Source organism: bacterium, assembly GCA_035419245.1.
In the GTDB taxonomy this organism is placed as follows: domain Bacteria; phylum Zhuqueibacterota; class Zhuqueibacteria; order Residuimicrobiales; family Residuimicrobiaceae; genus JAKPUX01.
Genome location: DAOLSP010000007.1, coordinates 125,887 through 147,459, shown reverse-complemented (window position 1 = coordinate 147,459; position 21,573 = coordinate 125,887). Strand labels below are relative to the sequence as shown.

Genomic DNA, 21,573 nt, shown 5'->3' with positions numbered 1-21,573 from the left:
TCCGCATCGGGAGGCCTGGTCATGAAACCCATTTTAACCGGAATCACCCTGTTGATTACCTTACCTTTTACTGCGACGGCCGCCCCTGCGGCTGATTCGGGCTGGGGCCCTGCGTGGGCGCGCCGCGCCGTCTGGTACCAGATCTTTCCTGAACGCTTCCGCAACGGCGATCCCGCCAATGATCCGACCCTGGCGGAGATCAAGGGGGCCTGGCCGCACGATGTCACCTCCCCCTGGCAGATTTCGCCCTGGACCTCCGACTGGTACGAACTGCAGCCCTGGGAGAAAGCCAACGGCCGCGGCATCTGGTTCAATATCCAGCGGCGGCGGTACGGCGGCGACCTTGCCGGCATTCTCGAGAAGCTGGACTATCTCGACAGCCTCGGGGTCAATGCCCTCTACCTCAACCCGGTCTTCGCCTCGCCCTCGCTGCACAAGTATGACGGCGCGACCTATCACCATATCGATCCCACCTTCGGTCCGGATCCGCAGGAGGACTGGGCGATCATCGCCCGCGAGAATCCCGTCGATCCGGCCACCTGGAAGTGGACTGCTGCCGACCGCCTGATGCTCGAGCTGATCCGTGAGGTGCACCGCCGCGGTATGCACCTCATCTTCGATGGGGTCTTCAACCATATGGGCATCAACAGCTTCGCTTTTCAGGACCTGATCGCCCGCGGTCAGTCTTCACCCTTCCGTGATTGGTTCACCGTCACCTCGTGGGAAAAAAAATCGCGACTCGCCCCTTTCAGCTACAAGGGCTGGGCTAATGTGGCAGAACTGCCTGAGCTGCGCGAAGACGCGAATGGCATCGTCGCCGGCCCGCGCCGGTATATCTTCAACGCGACCCGCCGTTGGATGGACCCCGACGGGGACGGCGATCCCAGCGACGGCATCGACGGCTGGCGCCTGGATGTCGCCTTTTGCGTCGCCCATCCCTTCTGGAAGGAGTGGCGCCAGCTGGTCAAGCAGATCAATCCCGAGGCCTACCTGACCGCCGAGGTGATCGACCGCATCAAGGTGCTGCAGCCCTATCTGCAGGGGGACGAGTTCGATGCGGTGATGAACTATAATTTCGCTTTTGCTTGTGTCGAGTTCTTCGTCCCGGACGCCCAGAGGATCGGCGTAGCCGAGTTCGACCGCCGCCTGGCGGAGTTGCGCGCGGCGTTTCCGGCGGGCGCCGCCTATGTGATGCAGAACCTCCTCGATAGCCATGATACCGCGCGCATTGCCTCGCTTATCGTCAACCGCGGCCGGGCCAGCTACCGCGACTGGGCCGAATTCTACGAATTCAGCAAGGGCAGCAATCCGCGCATGAGCACGCGCAAGCCCGGTGCGCTCGAGAAACAGACGCAAAAGCTGCTGGCCCTGATGCAAATGTGTTACGTCGGCGCGCCGATGATCTATTACGGCGACGAGGCGGGTATGTGGGGGGCCAACGATCCCTGCTGCCGCAAACCGATGGTCTGGGAGGACCTGAGCTATCAGCCCGAGATTTATCTGCCCACGGGGGATCGGCGCGCCGATCCGCAGACGGTGGCGGTGGATCTGGATCTACTGCAGAGCTATCGCACACTGATCGCTTTGCGCCGGAAGCATTCGGTGCTGCAGGAGGGGGGCTTGCGCACGGTGGTGACCGATGAGGCGCGGCGGGTGTATGGATTCGAACGGTTCGATGACCACACCGTCTTGACCGTCCTCCTTAACGCCAGCGAGGATGAACAGCAGCTCCTCTATCCCTGCGTAACAGCGGGCTGGCGCGATCTATTAAGCGGAGAAAAGTTTCTCGTGAATGGCGACGGCGTGGTGTCGCTGACGATCCCGTCGCTCTGGGGGGTGGTGCTCGAACCCGTTACGGATTCTGGAGAATAAAAGTATGAAGGTGCTGTTTATCGGCGGCACGGGGAATATTAGTACGGCGGTGAGTCGGCTCTGCGTCCAACGGGGCATGGATCTCTATCTTTTCAACCGCGGCAGGCGGCGGGTAGAAATCCCCGGGGCGAAGCTGTTGCAGGGGGATATCACCGACGCACGGGCCACCGCCGCACTGCTCGAGGGCCATCATTGGGATGTGGTGGTCAACTGGATCGCCTACATCGAGAGCGAGGTCCGCCGTGATATGATGTTGTTCCGCGGCCGGACGAAGCAGTATATCTTTATCAGCTCGGCCTCCACCTATCAGAAACCACTGCGGCACCCCTTCGTCACCGAATCGACGCCGCTCTGCAATCCATTCTGGGAATACTCGCGCAACAAGATCGCCTGTGAGGAGGCGCTCGTCCATGCCTGGCGGGCGGAGGGCTTTCCGGTGACCATCGTGCGGCCCTCGCATACCTATGATACGATCATCCCGGCGCTGATCGGCAGCGGCTCGGAGTATACCCTGATCGACCGCATGCAGCGGGGAGAAAAGGTGATCGTACACGGGGATGGCACCTCGCTCTGGACCCTGACGCATGCCGAGGATTTCGCCATCGGCTTCGCCGGATTAATGGGGAACCCGCAAGCGATCGGCGACGTTTTTCATATCACTTCCGACGAAAGCCTCAACTGGAACCAGATCTTTCAGGTCATGGGCGAGGCCGCCGGTGTTGAACCGAAGATCGTGCATATCCCCTCGGATTTCATCTGCGCGCTGGAACCCGATCTGAGCGGCACCTTGCTGGGAGACAAATCCTATTCGATCCTCTTTGACAACAGCAAGATCAAGCGTTTCGTCCCGGAATACCGGGCCGTGATCCCCTTCCACAAGGGCTTTCGCCGGACGATGGCTTGGTTTGCGGCCGACCCGGCCCGGCGGGTGATCAATCCCGAGACCAATGCCGTGATGGACCGGATTCTGCAGGCCTATGAAAAATAACATTCCGTCCGAATAGAGGAAGAAGCAGCGACGACATGAACTACAAAGATTACTACAAGATTCTGGGCGTCAGCCAGAACGCCTCCCCCGAAGAGATCAAAAAGGCTTACCGCAAGCTCGCTTTTCAGTATCATCCCGACAAGAACAAGGGCGACAAGGCCGCTGAAGAAAAATTCAAGGAGATCAACGAGGCCAATGAAGTTCTCAGCGATCCGGAAAAACGCAAAAAGTATGACCAGTTCGGCGCGGACTGGAAGCAGTATGAACAGGCGGGGGCCCGGCCTGGCGGTTTCGACTGGTCAAAATACGCCAGCGGCTTCGGCCGGCAGAGAAGCGGCGGCGATCCGGCCGAGGCCTTTGGGCGCAATTTTTCCGGCGACGGCATGGGCGATCTCTTTGAGATGCTCTTCGGCCAGCGCTTCGACCAGCAGACCGGGAGGTCACGCCGGGTCCTCAAAGGCCAGGATTTCGAGGCGGAAACGACTCTGACACTGGAGGAAGCCTATACCGGCACCACCCGGGTGATCCAGTTGGAGGGGCAGACGATCCGGGTGAACATCAAGCCCGGCATCGCCGATGGGCAGGTCCTGCGTATCCCCGGCAAGGGCGGCCCCGGCCTGAGCGGCGGACCGAATGGCGACCTTTATCTGACCCTGCGGATCGCTCCACATGCGATTTTTCAGCGCAAGGGCGATGATCTCTATTGCGAGGTGCCGGTCGATCTCTACACTGCTGTGCTCGGCGGCAAGGCCCTCGTGCACACCCTCAAAGGCGCGGTCAAGGCCGACATCGCCAGAGGGACCCGAAACGGGGCGGTGCTGCGGCTGCGTGGACTGGGCATGCCGGTATACGGCAAGAAGGATGCGTTCGGCTGCCTTTTCGGGACCATCGTTGTGCAGTTGCCAGAACACCTCACGCCGCAGGAGGTCGAGCTTTTCGAAAAGCTGGCTTCGCTGCGCAAGTGACAGGATCGATTCTGCTCAATCTCGGTGCGTTGGATCGGGCAGGGGAGAAACGTTGAGATGGAGAAAGAGGTCATTACCACGGTGGCCCGGGGTTTCGGTTTGAGCGCCAGCGCCGGCTTCCGGCAGATCATCAGCTGGGCCCGGAGAGGATTGCCAGAGTGCATTTTGAGCAACTAAGCGGCAACAAGCGCTACAATCTTGCCGTCATCGAGTCCCTGGCTGACCCCCGGAGATCGCAATGGCCAGTGTCACATCGGAATATCTCACCCAGGCGAGCGGATCATGCTATCTGCAGGCGAAGAGGCCCGATCTAAGCTGGGAGGTCATCGGCTGTAGCGATCAATTTGAACAAAAGGTGACCCGGCTCGAGGGATGGCGATAGCGAACGGAGGGGGTGTGGCGTCTTCCGGGGTTATTTTCCGCATTGAAGCCGTATGCTCCCGGCCTGATCATTTGTATTGCTGTTTCATCCTCTTATAAGAAGCTTGCAGCAGCGCTTCCAGGATCTTCCTGTCCACATCCGCCAACTTTTTAATATAGAGACATCCCATACCAGTCGTGAACTTGCCAAGCATTTCGAGCAACTCCGTGTTGGCGTCAAAGCCGCCCATCAGGTAGAGTACCAGGTTCTGCTTGCGCGGCGAGAATCCGGTCACCATCCAGTCGCCCTCACGCCCGCCTTTGCCTTTGTAGTGATAGCTGCCAAAACCGATAATGCTCGCCCCCCACATTTTTGGCTCTTCCCGAGTGATCTTTTTCATCATCTCGAGGATCTCGAAGGAGTCGTTCCGTTTTTGCTCATCGGTGATGCTTTCGAGGAAGGCCACTACACTGGCATCGTTCACTCTTGTTTTCAGATCGTTTTTGGCCATACTTGCCCCCAGGTTCAACGCACCAGGGTCAGCCGGCGGGAGTCGGAAAAGCGCCTGCCTTCCCGCTCTACCCGCAGCCTGCAGAAATAGGTGCCGCTTGCGGCGGCATTTCCGTCGTCATCCCGGCCGTCCCATAGTACCGTGTACCTGCCGGCGGGTCTCTCCTCATCGACCAGGGTTCGAATTTTTTGTCCCGTGAGAGCGTAAAGAGCCAACTGGACCCGGCCGGATGCCGTCAGCTGGTAGTTCAGTGCGGTGGCGGCATTGAAGGGGTTGGGGTGGTTGGGCAGCAGTCTGAATTCAGCGGCGAGGGCTTTTCCTGCCCGGGCTGATTCGATGGCGGTCGCTTTCTCGAAGCGGACCAGTTCGATGCCGTTGCCAGTGCCCAGATTGCGCGTGTACTGCATGTCCGCGCTGCTGTTCCAGTGCTCATGAGCGCCAAGACTGGCGATGGGTGTCCCGTCGTCCTCCGGATCGTATCGGATGCCCGCAGGCCAATTATCGGAGCTTGCAGCCTGGTGCAGATAGTCATCCACTCCGCTCATCTGTGGAAAGGCATTAAGGCCGCGCTCGGCGGTGAACTCGGTATGGAGAATGTCATAGCCCACCGATTCGATGGCAACAGGGTCAAGGGAGACGAGGATGGACGAAGTCCAGTCGTCGTTGAAAGGCATCATTCTGAATTTTACCGGCGGGCCGATCTCCAAGTCGGATGACCACAAGGCATCCATCAGCAAGATCAGGTTCTTGCCGCCCAAAACCTTGTGGCCCATCAGATCGACCTGCACCCGGTAGAGTCCGTAGCCGGTGCGGGTCGGCACGCCGCGCTGGTCATTGGCGGCAACCAGTCCCTTGTGCAGATGATTGGCGCTGCTGCGTGTATGGGAGCCGAAATGGTTCTTGGCAAACATGGTGACACCGGCAAAACTGTGCGCTTTCATCGTCGGGATATTGATCAGGTACTCGATATCGTCAAAAATGGAATAGAGCTTGTCACTCCGGGCCTCCGAACCGAGGACCTTACCCTTGTCCGAATAAAAGATACTCGGCGCTGCCTCAGAGGTCATCTTGCAGCGTCCCTTCTCCGAGCCGTAATCATGATCGACGTAATTAACCCGGGGAAATTCAGCGTACCAGAGATCATAGCAGTGTTTATAGATATGCTTCATCGGATCACCGACGAAGATATCCATTTCCGCGACGCCGACGGTCCGGACCAGATGGCGGAGAACCGCCAGTACCAGTTGAGGCGAGGTCTCGGAGATCCCGTAGCTGGAGTTGAAAAGGACGGACAGGTCCATGGTGCTGTAGTTGCCGCTCCAGGCGCTGGTGGCGTTGGTTTTGATGAGGATTTTTTCGCCGGGGCGATAGCCCACCTCACCCTTGCCGTGCTCCCGGTTGTAAAACCTGAAGACAACATCCCAGCTGGCGCTGTCACTGGTCTGGCCGGTGAGGGAGCGCAGCGCGGTGGAAAGCATCCTGTCGATCACGTCCTGGTTGTTGTTCTTGCTGAGGAACCAGCCGCTGCCATAAAGCGCCGGGTTGGCCTTCTCGTTGGTGGCTGAGGCATCATGCACCCAGACCACCCGGCCGGGGAAAATGCCCCGGGCGGTTCCGATCGGCTGGTTGGAAGTTTGGCCGGCAAGGGTAGTGTTGGCGAATGTCGGCGCATGCCGTGCACTGATAACCAGGAGTAACCCCAGTAGGGCGGCGGCGATGCAGAGTAACGCCTTGCCATACCGCGAATGCTGGAGCTGGAAACGAGCCTTGCGCAGGCTCACGAGGGAAGCCGCAACACCCAGGAGATACACCACAAAGCTGGAGGCCAGGGGAGCGGCCGCCCGCATGCAGGGATAGCTTGCCCGGCTCGGCTTGGGGATAACGCGTATCAAAAACCACAGGGTTGATCCCAGGCCGAAGAAAATGAAGAGGAGACGCCGCCAGAGAGAATGCTTGCGAAGATTTTGCTGGTGGCAGCTTTGGTTCTGATACCTTCGATGGCGCATGGATGCTCCTTGCCTGGTCAGAATTGCCGGGAACCGTGCAAGCCGATAAGGGGGGTGATAGTTCGATGATTCAGGAGCACCCGAGTAAGCGGCGGATCAGGCCGTGCGGCCCCGGATGGGAGCAACGGGCTACAGGGTCTGAAACACCCCGCGGATGACTCCGACCGCCCAGTCGATTTCCGCCCTGGTCACCACCAGCGGCGGAGCGAGACGGATGATGTGGGCGTGGGTGTCCTTGGCGAGGATGCCGTGCTCCTTGAGGGCGACGCAGAAACGGCGGGCGCCTCCGGCATTCTCCTTGAGGACGATGCCGACCCAGAGGCCGATGCCGCGGACGAAATCGATGTGCGGCGTCTCGATCTTGCGCAGTTCGCCGATCAGGTATTCGCCAAGCACCGCCGCGTTCTCCGGCAGTTTCTCCTCAACCAGGACGCGCAGGGCCTCGCGCGAGACCGCGCAGGCGAGGGGATTGCCGCCGTAGGTGGAGCCGTGGGTGCCGGGCTTGAAGACCCCGAGGATCTCGCGGCTGGAGAGGACGCCCGAGACCGGATACATGCCGCCCGAGAGCGCCTTGCCGATGGTGATCACATCCGGTTTGACCCCTTCGTGTTCGCTGGCGAGCATCTTGCCGGTGCGGCCGAGGCCGCTCTGGATCTCGTCGCAGATCAGCAGCACATTATTTGCCTTGCAGAGCTCCGCCGCCTGCTTGAGGAAGCCCCTGGGCGGGGCGACCACTCCGGCCTCGCCCTGGATCGGCTCGACCAGGAAAGCGACGGTGTTCTTGTTGATTGCTTTTTTCAGCTCTTCTATATCGCCGTAGGGAACGAGGACAAAGCCGGGGGTATAGGGTCCGTAATAGTCCTTGCCGTCGGGATCATCGGAGAAAGAGATGATGGTGGTGGTGCGGCCGTGGAAGTTGCCGGCGCAGACGATGATCTCCGCCTTGCCGTCCGCAACGCCCTTTTTGAGATAGCCCCATTTGCGCGCGGTCTTGATGGCGGTCTCGACCGCCTCAGCGCCGCTGTTCATCGGCAGCATCATCTCGTAGCTGAGCAGCTCGCAGCACTCTTTGGCAAAGAGGGGCCAGAGATTGTTGCGGAAGGCTCGGCTGGTCAGGGTCAGTTTGGCGGCCTGTTCCTGTATCACTTTTACGAGGCGCGGATGGCAGTGGCCCTGGTTGACGGCCGAATAGGCGGCGAGACAGTCGAGATAGCGTTTGCCTTCGACATCGTAGACCCAGGGCCCCTGAGCGCGTTCGATAACGACATCGAGAGGATGGTAATTGTGGGCGCCATATTGTTCTTCCATGGCGATCAGTTCTGCTGACGTCATACTTCCTCCTGGATAGGGTGTTTTTTCTTCACGGAGGAATTTAGAGCTTTAAAGCTCAAAAAGCAAGCAAATCGCGTTGCGCGTTTCAGCATCATTGAGGCAGCAGATCTCCAAAGCGGCCATTTTGCGCTGTCAAGAACCTAACCCAGGTTCGCGAAATATTGTTGGCTTTTCAGATACCGATTGGTTACTTTATCTTGAACTCGACTGTAGAGATTGTGGGCGGTTTGGCTTTTCAGCTGAAAATCCGAAACAGGAAAGGAAGTGCCTGTGAGATATTCCCGAGTCGTACTGCTCTTGCTGCTGGCAGCAGGCTTGCGGGCAGCAGGACAAAATGCGCCCGTCTTGCCGGTTAACTATGAGGAGCTGACCTCGCCGCAATTTGTGCAGGCGGTGACGTTGAGTCACGGCACCTGCCTGGTTCCCCTGGGCATTCTGGAGAAGCACGGGCCGCATCTGCCGCTTGGAACGGATCTGATCGACGTGCGGAAGGTTGCCTTGACCGCTGCCGCCCGCGAGTATGCGGTTGTTTTCCCCCCCTATTACTTTGGACAGATCAATGAGGCCAGGCATCAGCCCGGCACGGTGGCCTACAGTCATGAACTCGTCTGGAATGTGCTGCAGGAAACCTGCGATGAATTGGCACGCAACGGCATGAAAAAGATCATCCTTGTCAACGGCCATGGCGGCAATAACAATCTGCTCCGCTATTTTTGTCAGGTGCAGATGGAGAGACGGCATGGTTACGCTGTCCTGCTTTTTGCGCCGGTCGAGGATGAGGCCTTTGCCGGGAAAATCGCGGCGCTGAAGAAAACGCAGACCGGAGGCCATGCCGATGAGGAAGAGACGGCGATGATGCTGTCGCACCGGCCGGATCTGGTGCATCTGGATCAGGCCAACACGCAGTCCGGCAAGGATCTGGCGCGCTTGGGAGAGCTGCCCTTCTTCTACACCGGCATCTGGTGGTATGCCCGCTATCCCAACCACTATGCCGGCGATGGCGGTCCCGCCCAGGCCGAGCTGGGCAAGCTGCGCATCGAACACGATGTGGAACAATTGGTCAAAATGATCGCCTGTGTCAAGACGGATGAAAAAATCCTGCAGCTGCAGAAGGAATTCTATGATCACGCGGAACATCCGCTCGAGACCAAACCGTTTTAGAAGATTGGCTGGATCAGCCTGGCAAGCCCAAAGCTGAAATGTCCCCCAAAGCGCCTGATGCAAGGGATAATAACCGCGGGCAGGGAACTGCCCCAGTGCGATTGCAGCCGCAACGATCTCGGCTCTTTATAAGCCGCACTGGATGATTTTCCTTGAGTTTTTACCTCCGGCACAATCCGATTTCCTGTCCGCCTGATCGCTCCTGGTTGGGAACGGGATTTTAAGTACGGAGCGTGCCAGGACCTCTTTTCTCTTGATTGGCTGCGAAAAAAAATGTATTTTTAATGAATTGAATTTCTCGCAACCTATCAAGGAAAATGACGTTGCGCGTCCTCTCCGGCATACAGCCCTCCGGCAACCTTCATCTCGGCAACTATTTCGCCATGATGAAGCGGATGATCGACTATCAGGAGCATCACACGCTCTTTTGTTTTGTTGTCAACCTCCACGCCCTGACCTCGGTATTTGATGCGCAAAAGCTGCGCAGCAATACCTTCGAGGCCTGCTGCGATTTTCTCGCTCTCGGCATCGACCCGGAGAAATCCTATTTCTACGTCCAGTCGGATGTGCCGGAGGTTACCGAGCTCACCTGGCTGCTCTCCAACGTCACGCCCATGGGACTGCTCGAGCGCGGCCACTCTTACAAGGACAAGCTGGCCAAAGGGATCCCGGCCAACCACGGCCTCTTCGCCTATCCGGTGCTGATGGCCGCCGATATTCTGCTCTACGGAGCGGACATCGTTCCGGTCGGCAAGGACCAGAAACAGCACCTTGAAATGACCCGCGACATCGCCATCCGCTTCAACCAGACCTACGGCGAAGTCTTTGTCGTGCCCGAACCGGACATCCCCGATTCGGTGGCGATGGTTCCCGGACTCGACGGCCAGAAAATGTCCAAATCCTATGGCAACACCATCGACATTTTCAGCCCGTACGAGATGATGAAAAAACGGGTGATGTCGATCGTCACCGATGCCACGCCGATCGAGGTACCGAAGAATCCCGACGCCTGCACCCTTTTCGCCATCTATTCGCTTTTTCTCGACGAGGCCGGCAAAAAGGAGCTGCGCGCCCGCTACCTGGCGCCGGGACTCAAATACGGCGAGGTGAAGAAAGAACTGCTCGAGGTGATCTGGAACTATTTCGCCCCCTTCCGCGAACGCCGCGAGGAACTGGTGCGCGATCCGGCCAGGGTGCATCGTATCATGAAGCAGGGCGCGGAAAAAGCCCGCGCCGTGGCCGCAACCTATCTTCAGGCGGCCCGGCACGCCACCGGTATCGATTATTGATAACTGAGCGATGGATCTCCTCCATCGCTCTTTTTTTGTTATATCATAAGGAACGGCACGCCATGATCCCCTATTCCTACCGCGACAATCGCCTCTTCTGTGAGGAGACCGACCTAGCTGAGGTGGCCCGCCAGTATGGCACGCCCGCCTATGTTTACAGCAAGGCCGGCATCACCGGCAACTATGCGCGTATCGACTCGGCCTTTGCTGGCGCCCCCCATATGGTCTGCTATGCCCTCAAGGCCAATGCCAATCCCGTGCTGCTGAAGATGATGGCAGCGCTGGGGGCCGGGGCCGATGTGGTTTCGGGCGGCGAACTGGCCCAAGCCCTGGCAGCGGGCTTTCCGGCGCAGCGCATCGTCTTCGCCAGCGTCGGCAAGACCGATGCCGAGATCCGTTTCGCCCTGCGCTCGGGCATCCTCGCCCTCAACGTCGAGTCGCGTGCGGAACTCGAGGTGACCGCCCGTCTTGCCGTGGAGATGGGCCTGACCGCTCCGATCGCCATCCGCATCAATCCCGACATCGACATCGAGGGCCATCCCTATCTCACCACCGGCAAGAGCGCCAACAAGTTCGGCATCGCCCTGGAGGAGGCGCGCGCTGCTTATCTCTGGGCGGCGGAACAGAAATCGCTGAAAATCGTCGGGGTGCACTGCCACATCGGCTCGATGATCAAGAAGAGCGAGCCTTACCGCCGTATGGCCGAGACCCTGGCCGCTTTTGTCAGCGATCTGGGCAAGGCGGGTATCCGCTTCGAGCATGTTGACCTCGGCGGCGGCCTCGGCGTCGATTATACCAGAGTGCTGCGCGAGCAGGGCTCGCCCTGGTTTATGGATCCGGAGGAGATAGCCGCCCAGGTGATCCCGGTGCTCCAGCCCCTCGGCTGCGAGATTCTGCTCGAGCCGGGGCGCTCGATCGTCGGGCCCAATGGAGTTTTGCTGAGCCGAGTGCTCTACCGCAAGGAGACCAAGGGCAAGAAATTTCTGGTGGTGGATGCGGCGATGAGCGATCTGATCCGACCCTCGCTGTACGGCGCCTATCATGCCATCTTGCCCCTGCACGCCGGCGGGGCGGAGTACGAGACGGTCGATGTAGTCGGGGCGATCTGTGAATCGGGTGATTTTCTCGCCAAGGAGCGCGAGCTCGAGCGGATGGAGCGCGGCGATGGGCTGGCGGTGATGACCGCCGGGGCGTACGGGTATACGCTGACCAGCAACTACAACGCCCGTCCGCGGCCGGTGGAGGTGCTCATCGACGGCCAAACTTCTTCGGTCATCCGCGACCGTGAGCCGTCGCTGTTCTAGCGACAACCAGATCTCTCACAGACGCACGGAGACATCAAGAAAAAAGGCACCGGTTGCCTTTGCACCTTGGTGGCTTGGCGGGAGTACCTTATTGTTTGAATCTATGATGGGTGAGAACATGGACGTAAAAGTCAAGGCAGTGGTCATCGATAAGGAGGGGTTGAAACGCACCATCTCGCGCCTCGCCTTTGAGATCATCGAGCGCAATCATGGCGTGGACCGGATCGCCATCGTCGGTGTGCGGACGCGCGGCGCTTTTGTGGCCGAGCGCATCGTCAAACGCATCGAGGAGTTGGAGGGTAAACGGGTGCCCTACGGGGTGCTCGACATCACCCTTTACCGCGACGATTTCCGCAAGCGGTTGCGCCAGCCGGTGGTTCAGGTCACCGACATCCCCTTCGAGATCGATGACCTTCCGGTGGTCATCGTCGACGATGTGCTCTTCACCGGCCGCACCTCGCGTGCAGCCATGGATGCCCTGATGGATTTCGGCCGGCCGGCGGCGATCCAACTGGCGGTCCTGGTCGACCGCGGCCACCGCGAGCTGCCGATCCACGCCGACTATATCGGCAAGAGCATTCCCACTTCCATCGGGGAAGAGGTGCAGGTGCGGCTGAAGGAGACCGATGGCGAAGACTGCGTCCTGCTGGTGGAAGCGCCGAAGGAGGGCGAATAGATGCCGATACAGCAAAAACACTTGTTGGGGCTCGAGGGGGTCAGTGCCGCGGATATCACCGCCATTCTGGAGACAGCGCGGACCTTCCGTGAGATCCTCGAGCGCCCCATCCCCAAGGTCCCGACCCTGCGCGGGCAGACGGTGGTCAATCTCTTTTTCGAGCCCTCGACACGCACGCGCATCTCCTTTGAACTGGCGGAAAAGCGCCTCTCGGCCGATTCGGTCAATTTCACCACCTCCACCAGTTCGGTCAAAAAGGGGGAGACCCTCAGAGACACCATCCGCAATATCGCGGCGATGAAGATCGATATGGTGGTGGTGCGTCATCAGGCGGCCGGCGTGCCCCTCTTTCTCACACAGTGCGTCGATGCCGCGATCATCAATGCCGGGGACGGCGCCCATGAGCATCCCACCCAGGCCCTGCTCGATATGTTCACGCTGCGGGAGAAATTCGGCAAACTGGCCGGCCTCAAGGTGGCAATCATCGGCGACATTTCGCACAGCCGCGTCGCCGGTTCCAATATCCGCGGCCTGACGACGATGGGGGCGGAGGTGATACTGTGCGGGCCGAAAACCCTGATGCCGCGCGAGGTCGAGCGCTTCGGCGTCCGCGTCACACATGATATCGAGGAGGCGATCGCCTGGGCCGATGTGCTCAATGTGCTACGCATCCAGCTCGAACGACAGGAGGCCGGGCTGTTTCCCTCATTACGCGAGTATCATGCCGAGTTCGGGGTCACGCTGCCGCGGCTGGAGCGGGCGAAGAAAGAGATCACCATCATGCACCCCGGGCCGATCAATCGCGGCGTCGAGCTCGACAGCGATGTCGCTGATGCCGATTATTCGGTCATCCTCGATCAGGTGACCAATGGCGTGGCGGTGCGCATGGCGGTGCTCTATCTGCTCAGCGGCAATGAAGAGAGTGTGGGCTGAAAGGAAGGATAATGGAATCCCTGCAAAAAGTGCAAAAAATCCTGCTCCAGGGCGGCGAGGTGCTCGACCTGGGCACCGGGCAGCGTCAACCCCTCGATCTGCTCATCGTCGATGGCCGCATCGCCGGCATCGGGCGGGATCTGGTCCGCGACTATGAGGGCGAAATCGTCGATCTGCGCGGCCAGCTGATCGTCCCCGGACTGCTCGACATGCACGTTCATCTGCGCGAGCCCGGGCGTGAGGACGAGGAGACCATCGAGAGCGGCTGCGCGGCTGCCATGGCCGGTGGAATCACCGCCGTCTGCGCCATGCCCAACACCGAGCCCGCTTGTGATAGTCAGGAGGTGGTGCGTTTTCTGAAAAAGCGCGCCGAGGAGCAGCTGGTTGAGGTGTTTCCGATCGCGGCGGTGACGAAAAAGCGCGAAGGCAAGGAGATCACCGAGATGGCCGAGCTGATCCGCGCCGGCGCAGTGGCGTTCTCCGATGACGGCAGTCCGGTGAAGAGCGCGGCGGTGATGCGGCGGGCGCTGGAGTACTCGAGCATGTACGAGGTGCCGGTGATCGACCACTGCGAGGAGCCCGAACTCGCTGCCGGAGGGCAGATGCACGAGGGCTGGATGTCGACGCGGCTCGGCCTGCCCGGCGTCCCCGATATCGCCGAGGCGGTGATGATCGCCCGTGATCTTGCTCTGGCCGAATTCACCGGCGGGCAAATCCATATTGCCCATCTCTCGACCGCCAAGGGGCTGGAGCTGGTACGCCGGGGCAAGGAGAAGGGGGTCAAGGTGACCTGCGAGGTGACTCCACACCATCTGGCTCTCACCGACGAAGCGCTCGAAAAGTACGACACCAACCTTAAGATGAATCCGCCCCTGCGCAGCCGCGCGGACGTCGAGGCCCTCTTCATCGGCTTGCGCGATGGCACCATCGACGTCATCGCCTCCGATCATGCCCCGCACAGCATCGAGGAAAAAGAGGTCGAATTCCAGGCCGCCCCCAATGGCATCCTCGGTCTGCAGACCATGCTCGGCATCATCCTGACCAAAGTGGTGGCTGCCGGAGAGCTCCCGCTGCACGAAGCGCTCGCGAAAATGATTCTGGCGCCGCGCCGGGTGCTCGGACTGCCTCTTCCCTTGATCAAGGAAGGGACTCCGGCCAACCTGAGCTTTTTCTCGCCGGAGGAGAAGTGGACGGTGACCGCAAAGAGGCTCAAATCCCGCTCGCGCAACATGCCCTACGAGGGCTGGAGCCTGCCAGGGGTAGTCTGCGGGGTGATCAATCGGGGGATGCTGTGGACAGCGGAGTTGTAAAGTACCTAATGGTTGCATCCCGTATGACGAATCGTGGTTTTAGGCCTGCACTCTTTGGGTGGATTATCTGCGCTTGATGCAGAGGAAGATATGCGCAAAGAAGTGGCCCCAATCATAATTTTGATGCCCAGAGAAGTGGGTGTGATAGTCATTGTTATGATGATAATTGGATTGATGAAACCTGGTTGGATGGCCTGGTGTATGTTACGATCAATGATAAAGTTTCCTCTATCGACATGTCTTACTGGGTTGTCGACTATAACGATTGCCCCTGAGTAACGCGATAGAATTGTCAAATCAGGAAATTGGGCGTTCGAACATAGAACGTTTCATCACAGGAGCGCATTATGAACAAAATGAAGATCACTGTTATGTCCATCCTGATCGCAGGATTTGGATCGGCCTCTTTAGGACAGGAATCGCCGATTTTCACTGAATTGTTCGGCGGCGCAGCTTTCCTAGCCCGATCTGGCGGTACCTTTGATGAGTTCAGCGGCAATTAAAACTATCCTGCCGGCACCGATGGACAGTTACGGACATACTATTCAAGCAAGTACCAAGGCCGTTTTTTCTCAAGATCAATCTGGGGTGGCGTCTTTCTGAACGATTTTCTGCGTACCTGTCCAACCAATTCTCCTTGCCCCGCTATGATTTTACTAACGATTATTATACTGTGAATAATGAAAACAAGACTCCTTCCGGTCCGCCAAGCGGGTATCCGGCATTAAAAATGGCCAGTTCTTGTTACTACTATACCCCTGCTCTGGGTATCCGAGCGAGCCTGTTCAATCGTGCCGAGTCTCCTTATATTGAGTTATTATACGGACGCATCTTCCGGCATCTGGATCTGGAACAGGAGGGCAGCTATTATGATCCCTCAAGGTTTTCGCAATTCTCTCATGTGAGCGATCGTTCCAGTAGAGCCTATATGCAGATCGGTATGGGCATGAAGCATCGCTTGGGCGAGCGCTATCTTTTACATTTGCGGATTGGCCTGGATACCATCCATGAAGCCGGCGGTGGAACGTTCTTTCTTGAAGAGAGCGGACAATACCTTACTTTTGACGGTTGTATCGGCCTCGGCTATAGCTTTTAATGATTTCTCTGATGATAGCCCCTTGCAGTCGGTCGGCTCGAGGGGGCAGTGATGATGACCATGCTTCACGGATCAAAAGAGTAATCAAGCGCCCGCGGTTTTTACCTGGGCGCTTTGTTGTTGTCAAATCTGAGAGCGGCTTATGAAGTGGCCAGTTCGCGGTTAGCGAACTGGCTCTCTGACGGACCATTTGAAGCCTTCCAGACGAATTGTGCCCTCCTTTCGGCTTTCGCCGATGCGTATTGCACCGCTGGTGGAACCGCCATATCGCTGCACATTGAGTCCGTTTTGGTTGGAGCGGGAGCAAGGCCGTAGCCTGGTTTTAAATCAGAATCTGGTATTGCATTAAAGACGTATTTGATCTCCTCCAACCCTATCTTCCTGAAAAAGCAAGCGAAATCGCCAGAAAAATCTTGCATAATTGTCAAATTTTTCCTATATTTCTCGGCTTAAGGTAAAATAAAGGAGAAATATCTTGAAGACTTTTACCCCGAAACCCAGCGACATCACGCAAAAGTGGTATGTGATCGATGCGAACGGGCAGGTTTTGGGCCGTCTGGCCTGCAAGGTCGCCGAGATCCTGCGCGGTAAGAACAAGCCCATCTGGGCCCCGCACATGGACTGCGGCGATTTTGTGGTGATCATCAATGCCGACAAGGTCAAGCTCACCGGCCGCAAGATGGAGCAGAAGAAGTACACCCATTTCACCGGGTATCCCGGCGGGTTGCGTCAGACGCCCATCGCGCGCATGATGGAGAAAAAGCCGGAATTTGTGGTACGTCATGCCGTGCGCGGCATGCTGCCGAGCAACACCCTGGGGCGTCACATGCTGCGCAAGCTGAAGGTCTACGCTGCGCCGGACCATCCGCACGCCGCCCAGCAGCCTGAAACCATCACCCTGTAATCGATCCCTGCTTGCGCAGATCCAAAGGAGAGCAAATGAAAGGCACGTACTATAACGCCACCGGCCGCCGCAAAAATGCCATCGCGCGCGTCTGGCTGGCTCCCGGCGCCGGCACCATCGAGGTCAACGACAAGGGACTCCTCGATTATTTCAAGCGCGACACGCTCAGGATGATTATCGAGCAGCCGCTGGAGGTAACCGGCAATCTGGGCAAATGGGACATCAAGGCCCACGTCGAAGGTGGCGGACTCACCGGCCAGGCCGGCGCTCTGCTGCTCGGCATCGCCCGCGCCCTGGTCAAGGCCAACGAAGATTTGCGTCCGCAACTGCGCCGCAACGGTTTCCTGACCCGCGACCCGCGCATGGTCGAACGCAAGAAATACGGCCGTCCCGGCGCCCGCAAGCGCTTCCAGTTCTCGAAACGCTAAACCAGGCTTATCACTCACATCCTCCTTTGAACAAGGGGTGCCTGTCAAGGTGATATCTCTGGGCTGGAGGATGGCGGTCTAACCCCAAAACAAGGAATGATCATGGCTGAAGTCACAATCCAGGACCTGCTGCTCGCCGGGAGCCATTTTGGCCACCTGACCCGCCGCTGGAATCCCAAGATGAAGAAATTCATCTTTATGGAACGCAATGGAATCCACATCATCGATCTCAAAAAGACCATCGTCTGTCTCAATCAGGCCCGTGATGCCGTCCGCAAGATCGTCGCCGAGGGCGGCTCCATTTTGCTGGTTGGCACCAAGAAGCAGGCCAAGGACATCATCAAGCTTGAAGCCGATCGCTGCGGCATGCCCTATGTAACCGAACGCTGGCTGGGCGGCACCCTGACCAACTTCGTCACGGTCAAAAAGAGCGTCAAGCGGCTTAAAAATCTCGAGAAGAAGGCGACCGACGGCACCTACGACAAGCTGACCAAGAAAGAGATCCTCACCATCGAGCGTGAGAAGGAAAAGCTCGAAAAGGTCCTCGGCGGCATCCGCGAGATGAACCATCTCCCCTCTGCCCTCTTCATCGTCGATTCCAAAAAGGAGTCGATCGCAGTCAAGGAGGCCAAGCGGCTGAATATTCAGACCTTTGCCCTCAACGACACCAATGCGGATCCCGAATTCGTCGATTATCCGATCCCCTGCAACGATGATGCCTTCAAATCGATCAGCCTGCTCACCCGCGCCTTCGCCGATGCCATCATCGAGGGCAAGTCCGGCCGTATCGATGTGCAGATGGCCGCTGAGAACGAGGGCGACGATGCTGAGCTGGCCTACAAGCAGGAAGCCGCCGACGAGATGGGTGATAGTTATTCCAGTGATGCAACCGTCAAGTGATCAGTCAGGAGTACAAGAATGTCTATATCTGCTTCCCTAGTTAACGAGCTGCGCAACAAGACCGGCGCCGGTATGATGGATTGCAAGAAAGCGTTGGAACAGACCAACGGTGATATCGAGAAAGCGATCGAATATCTGCGCAAGCGTGGCGTGCAGCAGGCTGAAAAGAAGGTTGGCCGCAGCGCCAACCAGGGCATCATTCAGTCCTATATTCATCCGGGCAGCCGCCTTGGCGTGCTGGTCGAGATCAATTGCGAGACCGATTTTGTCGCGCGCACCAACGATTTCCAGGAATTCGCCAAGGATGTCGCCATGCAGATCGCCGCGGCCAACCCGCTGGTCGTCGATCGCAGCGAAGTGGACCAGGAAAAGATCGAGAAAGAGATGGAGATCTATCGGGCCCAGGCGCGCGAGCAGGGCAAGCCTGAGAACATCGTCGAAAAGATGGCCCAGGGCAAATTGGAAAAATTCTACCAGGAGGTCTGCCTCCTGGAACAGTCCTTTGTCAAGGATCCCACCAAGACCATCCGTGATCTTCTCAATGAAAAGATCGCCAAGCTGGGTGAGAATATGATCCTGCGACGGTTCGTCCGGTTCCAGCTGGGCGAATAGAAAGAGGTGTTCGAGCGAAGTTCCGGCTTCGCTCTTTTTTTATGCCACTGCCTTGAAGGAGAGCGCTGCATGGCTGAACCCGGCAAACCCGTCTACCGCCGCATTCTGCTCAAATTGAGCGGAGAGGCCCTCATGGGCGACAGCAATCGGCTGGGCATCGATCCCCAGACGGTCGACCTGATCAGCCGCGAGGTGGCGGAGGTTGCGCGCATGGGGGTTGAGATCGGCATCATCATCGGTGGCGGCAATATATTCCGCGGTCTCTCCGCCAGCGCCCGCGGCATGGACCGCGTCACCGGAGATTATATGGGCATGCTGGCGACGGTGATCAACGCCCTGGCCTTGCAGGATTATCTCGAACGCTACGAGACCCAGACGCGGGTGATGACGGCGATCAAGATGGAGCAGATCGCCGAGCCCTTCATCCGCCGCCGCGCCATCACTCATCTCGAGCATGGCAAGATCGTCATCTTCGGGGCGGGCACGGGAAATCCCTACTTCACCACCGATACCGCCGCTGCCCTGCGCGCCATCGAGATCGGCGCCGACGCGATCCTCAAGGGGACCAAAGTGGATGGCGTTTATGACAAGGATCCGGTCCTCCATCCTGATGCGGTCAAATACGACCAGTTGTCCTACATGGATGTGATCCGTGGAAGGCTGAAGGTGATGGATACCACGGCCGTGACGCTGTGCATGGAGAACGATTTACCCATCCTGGTCTTCAACCTCAAGGTGATGGGAAATCTGATGCGGGTGATCCGCGGCGAATCCATCGGAACCAAAGTGATAGGTGAATAGCCATGATAGAAGAGATTAAGAAGGATGTCCGTCACCGCATGGACGCCGCCGTCGAAAGCGTCCGCAGTGAGCTGGCCAAGCTGCGCACCGGCAAGGCCTCTCCGGCGATCCTCGATGGAATCGTCGTCAATTATTACGGCACGCCAACACCCTTGCGCCAGGCGGCTAACGTCAGCGCCCCGGAACCGCGCCTGCTGGTAATCCAGCCGTGGGATCGCTCGCTGCTGGGCGAGATCGAAAAGGCGATCCAGAAATCGGATCTCGGGCTCAATCCTGCCAACGACGGGATCGTGGTGCGCATCCCGATTCCGCAGCTTACCGAGGAGCGCCGCATCAGCCTGGTCAAGGTGGCCAAGCGCGTCGGTGAGGAGGGGCGTGTGGCCGTGCGCAATGTCCGCCGTGACGGTCTTGAACGGCTGAAAAAGCTTGAAAAGGATTCCAAAATCTCCGAGGATGACGAACGCCGCGCCCAGGAGGAGATCCAGCGCCTGACCGACGAGCTGATCCGAAAGATCGATGAGATCCTCGTCCTCAAGGAGAAGGAGATCATGGAGGTTTGATCCACCCCTCCCGGTCCGTAACCTGTCCAGACCGCGGCCGCAGCCGGCCGCGGTCTTTTTTCTTTAAGGAGCGCCCGATGCCCATTATTTACGACCGTTTCGCCCGTTTTTATGATCTCGAGTATAGCCTCAAGGAGGACGACCTGCCCTTCTATCTCGATCTGGCCGACCGCTTTCCCGGCCCGCTTCTCGAGATCGGCGCCGGCACCGGCCGTGTCACCCTGGAACTGGCGGCAGCCGGCAGCGAGATCTGGGGCATCGACGATTCGGCGAGAATGCTGGCGATCGCGTCGAAGAAACTGAGGGCGTGGCCGCAAGCCGCCAGCCGGGTCCATCTGGTGCAGGCCGACATGCGCGACCTGTCGCTGCCGGTGAAATTCGCGCTCTGCATTATCCCCTTTCGCGCTTTTCTGCACAATCTAACCCAGGCTGACCAGCTGGCGACCCTCGCCGCCATCCGCCGTCATCTCAAGCCTGGCGGAATCCTGGCTTTCGATCTCTTTGTGCCCCTGGCCGGGGTGCTCCAGCAGCGGGACTGGCACGAGGAGATCGCGGCCGAGGAGCTCGCCGCACCGGAAGTGGGGGTGTCGCTGACCGCGCGGATCCGCCACGATCCGGCCCGCCAGCTGCTGACCATCCGGAACACCTACCACCACATCGGCCGGAACGGCCGGCCCCGCGAGAGCAGCGCCGTAATGCGCTATCGCTACATCCACCGCTTCGAGATGGAGGCGCTGCTGGCTCTGAGCGGCTTTGCCGTCGAGGAGGTCTATGGGGGATTCAGTGGCGAGGCGTACAATTACGACAGCGGCATCATGTGCTTTGTGGCCCGGGCGCTGCCGGCATCGGGAAAGGCGCGCCGGCCCGCTGTTCCAGGGCGCAGAGAATGATACGTGCCGCTGGCTCGGGCGGCATCCCTTCGCTGTTGATCACCAGATCAAAAGCGGCGCATTCACCCGCATCGCGGTGAAAATAGCGCTTGATGAAGGCGGCGCGCGATTGGTCGACTTCCTCGACGATCTTCCGCGCTGCTTTTTTATCTATATGCCGCTTCTCCATGATCGCCTGCAACCGCCATTCCAGCGGCGCTGTCACCAGGACACGGAGTGCGTGACGGGGATCGGCGACAAAATGACCACCCCGGCCGACGACGATGGCCTGGCCGTGCGCAAAGATTGAGGTGAGGACCTTGAGCAGGTGTTTGAGGTATTTGTCAGTGGCCAGCGCGGCGGGATCGAACAGGGTCTGGACCCAGTTCTCGGTCTCGCTCAGTTTCCGCTCATCGAGCGTGGCGACGACGCGATCACGCACCCTGGCGTTCTCCGCGATGAAATCAACCAGCTGCCGGTCGTAGACCGGCCACCCGGTGATCTTGCCCAGCGCCTCGGCAACGTGGTCACCGCCCGCACCGTGGGTGCGCGAGATGGTCACATTCATCCGGTGCCAGATATCCGCCTCTTCCCTGGGCTTCGCGTGGAGCTTGGCTGCTTCCAGCGGCGCGATCCGGCTCACCACCAGCTTTTCCCAATGGACGGGATCGACATGTTCATGCAGCATGGCAGCC

Annotated in this window: 24 protein-coding genes; 19 read left to right on the top strand and 5 right to left on the bottom strand. The window is 58.8% G+C overall.

All coding sequences use genetic code 11. The features are described from left to right. The first annotated feature begins 21 nt into the window (after nucleotides 1–21). The 4 genes from PLH32_10940 to PLH32_10925 all read left to right on the top strand — a co-directional run bounded on the left by PLH32_10940 (nucleotide 22) and on the right by PLH32_10925 (nucleotide 4,207). Nucleotides 22–1,872 (top strand): glycoside hydrolase family 13 protein, encoded by a 1,851-nt coding sequence (locus PLH32_10940; protein HQJ65116.1) that lies wholly within the window; start codon nucleotides 22–24, stop codon nucleotides 1,870–1,872. 4 nt (nucleotides 1,873–1,876) lie between these two features. Next, on the top strand, nucleotides 1,877–2,860 hold the full coding sequence (locus PLH32_10935) for an SDR family oxidoreductase (GenBank protein ID HQJ65115.1): 984 nt from the start codon (nucleotides 1,877–1,879) through the stop codon (nucleotides 2,858–2,860). A 35-nt stretch (nucleotides 2,861–2,895) separates the two neighbouring features. Continuing rightward, nucleotides 2,896–3,825, top strand: a complete 930-nt coding sequence (locus PLH32_10930; GenBank protein HQJ65114.1) for a J domain-containing protein — start codon at nucleotides 2,896–2,898, stop codon at nucleotides 3,823–3,825. 238 nt (nucleotides 3,826–4,063) lie between these two features. Continuing rightward, nucleotides 4,064–4,207 (top strand): hypothetical protein, encoded by a 144-nt coding sequence (locus PLH32_10925; protein ID HQJ65113.1) that lies wholly within the window; start codon nucleotides 4,064–4,066, stop codon nucleotides 4,205–4,207. A 67-nt stretch (nucleotides 4,208–4,274) separates the two neighbouring features. Here the strand turns inward: PLH32_10925 and PLH32_10920 are convergent, their stop codons facing one another. The 3 genes from PLH32_10920 to rocD all read right to left on the bottom strand — a co-directional run bounded on the left by PLH32_10920 (nucleotide 4,275) and on the right by rocD (nucleotide 8,035). Next, entirely contained in the window at nucleotides 4,275–4,697 is a 423-nt protein-coding gene (locus PLH32_10920) for a DUF1801 domain-containing protein (GenBank protein HQJ65112.1), read from the bottom strand. 14 nt (nucleotides 4,698–4,711) lie between these two features. After that, complete coding sequence (locus tag PLH32_10915; GenBank protein HQJ65111.1) at nucleotides 4,712–6,703, bottom strand: DUF362 domain-containing protein; 1,992 nt, start codon at nucleotides 6,701–6,703, stop codon at nucleotides 4,712–4,714. Nucleotides 6,704–6,832: 129 nt separating this feature from the next. Continuing rightward, the gene (gene rocD, locus PLH32_10910) at nucleotides 6,833–8,035 is read right to left on the bottom strand and encodes an ornithine--oxo-acid transaminase (protein HQJ65110.1); all 1,203 of its coding nucleotides are present in this window, start codon (nucleotides 8,033–8,035) and stop codon (nucleotides 6,833–6,835) included. Between the two features lie 270 nt (nucleotides 8,036–8,305). On the opposite strand from rocD, the gene PLH32_10905 reads away from it, so the two are divergent. The 8 genes from PLH32_10905 (at nucleotide 8,306) to PLH32_10870 (ending at nucleotide 15,804) form a co-directional block, all read left to right on the top strand. After that, the gene (locus PLH32_10905; GenBank protein ID HQJ65109.1) at nucleotides 8,306–9,196 is read left to right on the top strand and encodes a creatininase family protein; all 891 of its coding nucleotides are present in this window, start codon (nucleotides 8,306–8,308) and stop codon (nucleotides 9,194–9,196) included. 323 nt (nucleotides 9,197–9,519) lie between these two features. Beyond that, the gene (gene trpS, locus PLH32_10900) at nucleotides 9,520–10,485 is read left to right on the top strand and encodes a tryptophan--tRNA ligase (GenBank protein HQJ65108.1); all 966 of its coding nucleotides are present in this window, start codon (nucleotides 9,520–9,522) and stop codon (nucleotides 10,483–10,485) included. 62 nt (nucleotides 10,486–10,547) lie between these two features. Next, nucleotides 10,548–11,789 (top strand): diaminopimelate decarboxylase, encoded by a 1,242-nt coding sequence (gene lysA, locus PLH32_10895; protein ID HQJ65107.1) that lies wholly within the window; start codon nucleotides 10,548–10,550, stop codon nucleotides 11,787–11,789. A 118-nt stretch (nucleotides 11,790–11,907) separates the two neighbouring features. After that, a complete protein-coding gene (gene pyrR / locus PLH32_10890; protein ID HQJ65106.1) occupies nucleotides 11,908–12,465 on the top strand; it encodes a bifunctional pyr operon transcriptional regulator/uracil phosphoribosyltransferase PyrR in 558 nt (185 codons plus the stop codon). Then, nucleotides 12,466–13,398 carry an aspartate carbamoyltransferase catalytic subunit gene (locus PLH32_10885; protein ID HQJ65105.1) on the top strand — a complete coding sequence of 311 codons (933 nt, stop codon included), beginning with the start codon at nucleotides 12,466–12,468 and terminating at the stop codon, nucleotides 13,396–13,398. A gap of 11 nt (nucleotides 13,399–13,409) precedes the next feature. Next, the gene (locus tag PLH32_10880; protein ID HQJ65104.1) at nucleotides 13,410–14,708 is read left to right on the top strand and encodes a dihydroorotase; all 1,299 of its coding nucleotides are present in this window, start codon (nucleotides 13,410–13,412) and stop codon (nucleotides 14,706–14,708) included. A 347-nt stretch (nucleotides 14,709–15,055) separates the two neighbouring features. Next, nucleotides 15,056–15,211: a hypothetical protein gene (locus PLH32_10875; GenBank protein HQJ65103.1), complete on the top strand. Its 156-nt coding sequence runs from the start codon at nucleotides 15,056–15,058 to the stop codon at nucleotides 15,209–15,211. A 170-nt stretch (nucleotides 15,212–15,381) separates the two neighbouring features. Further along, nucleotides 15,382–15,804, top strand: coding sequence for a hypothetical protein (locus PLH32_10870; protein ID HQJ65102.1), 423 nt, complete (start codon nucleotides 15,382–15,384; stop codon nucleotides 15,802–15,804). 140 nt (nucleotides 15,805–15,944) lie between these two features. Here PLH32_10870 and PLH32_10865 read toward each other — a convergent pair whose 3' ends face one another. Beyond that, on the bottom strand, nucleotides 15,945–16,232 hold the full coding sequence (locus tag PLH32_10865; GenBank protein HQJ65101.1) for a hypothetical protein: 288 nt from the start codon (nucleotides 16,230–16,232) through the stop codon (nucleotides 15,945–15,947). A 47-nt stretch (nucleotides 16,233–16,279) separates the two neighbouring features. Between PLH32_10865 and rplM the strand changes: the two genes are divergently transcribed. The 7 genes from rplM (at nucleotide 16,280) to PLH32_10830 (ending at nucleotide 20,899) form a co-directional block, all read left to right on the top strand. Next, complete coding sequence (rplM, locus tag PLH32_10860; protein HQJ65100.1) at nucleotides 16,280–16,708, top strand: 50S ribosomal protein L13; 429 nt, start codon at nucleotides 16,280–16,282, stop codon at nucleotides 16,706–16,708. 35 nt (nucleotides 16,709–16,743) lie between these two features. Continuing rightward, nucleotides 16,744–17,136 (top strand): 30S ribosomal protein S9, encoded by a 393-nt coding sequence (rpsI, locus tag PLH32_10855; GenBank protein ID HQJ65099.1) that lies wholly within the window; start codon nucleotides 16,744–16,746, stop codon nucleotides 17,134–17,136. Nucleotides 17,137–17,238: 102 nt separating this feature from the next. Next, nucleotides 17,239–18,036: a 30S ribosomal protein S2 gene (gene rpsB / locus PLH32_10850; protein ID HQJ65098.1), complete on the top strand. Its 798-nt coding sequence runs from the start codon at nucleotides 17,239–17,241 to the stop codon at nucleotides 18,034–18,036. A gap of 18 nt (nucleotides 18,037–18,054) precedes the next feature. After that, nucleotides 18,055–18,648, top strand: a complete 594-nt coding sequence (gene tsf, locus PLH32_10845) for a translation elongation factor Ts (protein ID HQJ65097.1) — start codon at nucleotides 18,055–18,057, stop codon at nucleotides 18,646–18,648. A 69-nt stretch (nucleotides 18,649–18,717) separates the two neighbouring features. Beyond that, nucleotides 18,718–19,449, top strand: a complete 732-nt coding sequence (pyrH, locus tag PLH32_10840) for a UMP kinase (GenBank protein ID HQJ65096.1) — start codon at nucleotides 18,718–18,720, stop codon at nucleotides 19,447–19,449. A 2-nt stretch (nucleotides 19,450–19,451) separates the two neighbouring features. Next, nucleotides 19,452–20,009 carry a ribosome recycling factor gene (gene frr, locus PLH32_10835; GenBank protein HQJ65095.1) on the top strand — a complete coding sequence of 186 codons (558 nt, stop codon included), beginning with the start codon at nucleotides 19,452–19,454 and terminating at the stop codon, nucleotides 20,007–20,009. 77 nt (nucleotides 20,010–20,086) lie between these two features. Beyond that, nucleotides 20,087–20,899, top strand: a complete 813-nt coding sequence (locus tag PLH32_10830) for a class I SAM-dependent methyltransferase (protein HQJ65094.1) — start codon at nucleotides 20,087–20,089, stop codon at nucleotides 20,897–20,899. On the opposite strand, the gene PLH32_10825 is transcribed toward PLH32_10830, so the two are convergent. Next, nucleotides 20,823–21,566 (bottom strand): cytidylate kinase-like family protein, encoded by a 744-nt coding sequence (locus tag PLH32_10825; protein HQJ65093.1) that lies wholly within the window; start codon nucleotides 21,564–21,566, stop codon nucleotides 20,823–20,825. The two genes, PLH32_10830 and PLH32_10825, sit on opposite strands and share 77 nt — an antisense overlap. Nucleotides 21,567–21,573 lie beyond the last annotated feature (7 nt).